Origin of the sequence: Methylophaga sp. UBA1464 (assembly GCF_002325665.1) — a bacterium.
In the GTDB taxonomy this organism is placed as follows: domain Bacteria; phylum Pseudomonadota; class Gammaproteobacteria; order Nitrosococcales; family Methylophagaceae; genus Methylophaga.
The window spans coordinates 724-4,984 of sequence record NZ_DCSO01000042.1 but is presented as its reverse complement, the minus strand read 5'-3'; the positions used below and the strand labels follow the sequence as shown (position 1 = coordinate 4,984).

The 4,261-nt window shown below is 46.1% G+C and carries 5 protein-coding genes; all 5 read left to right on the top strand.

Features of this window, described 5'->3' with window-relative positions:
* The coding region (locus tag B3O33_RS04130) for a hypothetical protein (RefSeq protein WP_292363018.1) at window positions 1-180 on the top strand (180 nt) is incomplete at its 5' end.
* Window positions 164-742 (top strand): YfbR-like 5'-deoxynucleotidase, encoded by a 579-nt coding sequence (locus B3O33_RS04125; protein ID WP_292358999.1) that lies wholly within the window; start codon window positions 164-166, stop codon window positions 740-742. The genes B3O33_RS04130 and B3O33_RS04125, both read left to right, overlap by 17 nt.
* Window positions 729-3,455: a toprim domain-containing protein gene (locus B3O33_RS04120; protein ID WP_292359001.1), complete on the top strand. Its 2,727-nt coding sequence runs from the start codon at window positions 729-731 to the stop codon at window positions 3,453-3,455. The genes B3O33_RS04125 and B3O33_RS04120 overlap by 14 nt, the downstream gene beginning before the upstream one ends.
* Before the next feature lie 163 nt (window positions 3,456-3,618).
* A complete protein-coding gene (gene csrA / locus B3O33_RS04115; RefSeq protein ID WP_292359004.1) occupies window positions 3,619-3,807 on the top strand; it encodes a carbon storage regulator CsrA in 189 nt (62 codons plus the stop codon).
* Window positions 3,804-4,247: a DUF7673 family protein gene (locus tag B3O33_RS04110; protein WP_292359005.1), complete on the top strand. Its 444-nt coding sequence runs from the start codon at window positions 3,804-3,806 to the stop codon at window positions 4,245-4,247. The genes csrA and B3O33_RS04110 overlap by 4 nt, the downstream gene beginning before the upstream one ends.
* Window positions 4,248-4,261: the final 14 nt, after the last annotated feature.

Below are 4,261 nucleotides of genomic sequence, written 5' to 3'. Positions count from 1 at the left end.
CTACTAAAAGAAGAGGGTGCACTTCATACCCATCAATTGGCATCGATGTGCACAACCGTGGTCAGTATCACTGAAATGAATGAGGCTCTGATTGAACTAAATAATGAAGAGCTCGTGGATTTTAAAGTGCGGGTTGGTTGGTATCTCCAAAAGGATAATGACGATGCAGACAATGCCTAATAACCTAAAGATGCAACCATCTATTCTGCTGCGTAATGGCAAATATTTTGATTTTCTTCGACCACAAACATCTGACTTCACAATTTTGGAAATAGCACATGGATTATCAAATATCTGTCGCTTCGCTGGCCAATGTAAAGATTTTTATAGTGTCGCCCAACATTCGGTTTTAGTTTCTCGCGTTGTATCGCCACAGTTCGCTTTGCAAGGTCTTCTCCATGATGCTGCAGAGGCTTTCATCGGCGACATCCCTACGCCGCTCAAGCAGCTCTTACCTGATTATTGTTGGTTAGAAAAAAATATTGAACAGGTGATTTTCAGTAAGTTCGGTCTTCCTAATCACCTAGACCATTCTGTTAAGCAGGCAGATCTAAAACTTTTAGCTACTGAACAACGTGACCTGATGCCAGCACATGATGATGTTTGGCCAATTTTGAAAAACATCCAGCCACTCAGAAATACTGTTTTCGCAGTTGATTCACACACTGCCAGAGAAATGTTTCTTTGGCGTTATATGGAAATCACCGGTGCCACAGGGGAGATACCAAGTGGCGTCAATTGAAGAACTCAAAGCCAGAATCGATCTGCATGAACTGGCTGACCGGCTTGGGCTTGAACGTCCAGGCGGTCGGGGCAATTATAAAAGCCCAAACCATGATGACAAATCACCTTCGCTATCTATATTTGAAAAAGCCGGTGGCTGGTATTGGAAAGATCATTCAAGTGGAGAGGGTGGTGATTGCATAGCGTTAGTGTCTTACGTAAACAGCATGGACACCGCTGAAGCTATTTTTTGGTTACATGAACAATATGGCTTTCCATTAGAACGGCGCCATGCAAATGAACCAGCACGGCCCAAAACATTACCAGAGATTATTGCAGATAAATCCTTCATTGATCCTGAGCCGTTGGTGCCTTACCTCATTGGCAGAGGCATTGATGAACAAGTCATTCGCGAGGCCATAAAACGGCGTTCAGTTGGTTGGAATAGCTGGTCATCAAATAAGGTTGAGCCGGGCAATTTTGGTTATGGCGGACCTGCTGCAGCATTCGTTGTGCGAACGGTTAACCCTGGTCGAATCGTAGCTGTTGATATGCGTTATCAGGATCCTGCTCTGAATGGCGGTACCAAGACACAATGCCAAGGTGAGAAATATGGTTATCCCTGGTATGACGATTTGGCTGAGCTCAAAAAAGCACACACGGTTTATGTTGTCGAGTCACCTATTAATGCGTTATCCGTTAAAACTGCCGATATCAAGGGCGCGACAGCCATTGCTGTGCGCGGTACCAATGTTGAAGCCATCGATTGGACCTTTTTGATAGGCAAGCGAGTTGTATTGTGTTTCGATTTTGATCAACCCGATAAATTTGGGCGGTGTGCCGGTCAAGAAACAGCCTGGAAGCTGCACGAAATATTATTAGGCTTGAATGTTTCGGCCTTGATGGTAGACCAATGCGAGTGGGCCGAGGGTGGCTGGAACGATATTAATGATGTGTTGAAACAGGAAGGACCATTATCAACACAAGCAGTTTTAAGAAAACTTGAACCATGGATCATTCCTGGGTTACCTGGTCGTGATAATGTTGGGAAAAGTCGTGTTTTTCTCCCGGCTCATGATTATGGCCAGTACTGGAGATATCGCGCAAAGGAAGACTTCACCACTTTTGTGAAGTCCGTTGACAAGGATGACAACGGAATGGAAAAAGAGACCTTTACGGATCTGTCTGGCTTTCGGGTGGCCGGTTTATCTCGAGTAAATATTGCCAGCGTCACCGCGACTATGACTGGTGAACAGGATGCCCAGCCCAATACCGTTTTTGCTGTTTCAGTTCAAACCCCTCGCCATGGCTCTCGCCTGGTAAGGCGAGTAGTCGAAGACGAAAAATTACACAATCTCGATCAGTGGGGAAAGTTTGGGCCCATTTTTAATAAAGGCTCATTTTCTCGCATGCTCAATATACTCGAGCGTGCTTCTCATATTGGTGCTCGTAACGCGGCCAATTTTGTAGGCCTATGCTGGCGAGATAGCAAGTTAACCGTTAATGAAGGGCCAGATTGTTATTTCATGGACCCTGAAAAACAATGCCCGTATCACAACCTCACGTTCCCAAGTGGCACCGTTTACGAAGCTCGGCAAGTTATCGAGGCGTATCAACAAACCTTTAACCAAAATGCGGCTGCAATCATGTTGGTATGGTCGCTGGGTGCCCATTTAAAAGTATTGCTTGGTTTCTGGCCACATATGACATTACAGGCCGACAAAGGGGCCGGTAAATCAACCATCATTAAACGCTTGGAACGTTCGATTGCTTTCACCATGTTCTCTGGGCAATCACTTCAAACAGAATTCCGTTTGCTTACGTCAATATCCCACACATCACACCCGGTTGGTTGGGAAGAACTATCCGCTCGCCGGCAGGATGTGATTGATAAAGCTGTGGCCATGCTGCAGGAAAACTATCAATACACCATTAGCCGCCGTGGTGCGGATATGACGGAATATTTGCTATCCGCACCGGTACTGCTTGCAGGTGAAGACGTTCCCGTTCGATCGCTGCTGGGCAAGATTGTACGTAGTGAGCTAACAGGCAAAAAAGGAGCCATCCTGCCGGAAGAGTTACCCCGTTTTCCCGTGCGTCAGTGGTTAGAGTTTCTGACCACCAAAAGTCGGCATGAAGTCGGTGAAATCTATAAAAAGGCGCGTCAGTACTGCTTAGAGCATAGTCGGGCGAAAGGTGAAGATGATGGTGCTGTGCGTATGGCCGGTAATTATGCGGCTTTGCTTTGTGCCTGGAGCCTGTTGTGTGAGTTTTCGGATTTACCCAAAGAGACAGGCAATTTTGTTACCGACGTTATTGCAGAAATGAATGGCCATGTCGGTGAAACAAGTGCCGATCGTGAACCGTGGGTTTGGATCCTAGAAACCATCTTCTCTGAAATCGATAGCGGTCAGTATCGGCACCCCAAAAAGTTTGAAGCAATCCGTTTGATACCTGGTGAAGATGAAAAATGGTGTCTGCTAATTCGCACCGGCCACATCATGGATCACATAAGCCACACCCCAGCATTACGGGATAAATGGAATGCCTTGCCGGTGAAATCTGACCGAGTTTTTAAACGTCAGTGTCATCAAGCCGGCGTCATCGTTAAAGAAGAAATCGAGCGGGTTATTAATGGCAAGCGAGTCAGCCATCTGGTCGCGTTAGGGCTCGAAGAATTGGCCAGATTTGGCCTGTATACATCACCACCTGAATACGAAGGGGTGCAGTAGCAAATGAACATCGTTACCCAAGCCGGTAGTGGGGCTAATAACACCGGCCGTGTGAGAGTGCGCTTCCTTTAAAGATTTAACTGCATGGGGATCACACCGACTAGCCGGCGCAAGCGGCTAAACCGGCCAATAGGGGCCACAAAACCAACCAAGGAGAGAAGGTATGTTGATTTTAACTAGAAGAGTAGGCGAATCGTTAATCATCGGTGATGACGTCACCGTTTCGGTATTAGGGGTTAAAGGTAACCAGGTACGCATTGGGGTCGAGGCTCCCAAAGATGTCACCGTACATCGTGAGGAAATATATGACCGTATTCAGGCTGAACGTGATGATGAGGATGGTGAGTCATGAGCGAATTAAAAGCCATTGAAAAGACAAAAGACGAAATCATTAACGATTTAAAAAACCGCGTTATGACATTGCACTTTGATAATAAATACCGGAAAAACTCGGTGCTTTATGAGGATGTGACATATCAAGAGTATGCCGATGCCATTATTCATTTGTTTAAGTTAGCAGCAACCGATTGCGGTGGTGCCTACTATGCGTCTCAAGTGCTGTTAAGCCTATACAACGGTAATGAATTTCATGTGGACCTTGCCCGTGTGGCATGCAACCTAGACAGTCATTATCTCAATTCAGTCATGGTGGCCATTAAAGGCCGAGGTCAATTGATGACCGAACCACACAATGTCATTGAAGATGGCTCCAAACACTTCGGCGAATTATGGCGTCAGTGCGAATCACTACATGTTCGTGAGCGCTACCAAAGCTATTACGAAGGACGGTGAGTCATGGATAAATT

Excerpts from the sequence above, each read along its gene's own strand:
- B3O33_RS04125 (WP_292358999.1), top strand. The coding sequence starts at position 164 with ATGCAGACAATGCCTAATAACCTAAAGATGCAACCATCTATTCTGCTG.
- csrA (WP_292359004.1), top strand. The coding sequence starts at position 3,619 with ATGTTGATTTTAACTAGAAGAGTAGGCGAATCGTTAATCATCGGTGAT.
- B3O33_RS04110 (WP_292359005.1), top strand. The coding sequence starts at position 3,804 with ATGAGCGAATTAAAAGCCATTGAAAAGACAAAAGACGAAATCATTAAC.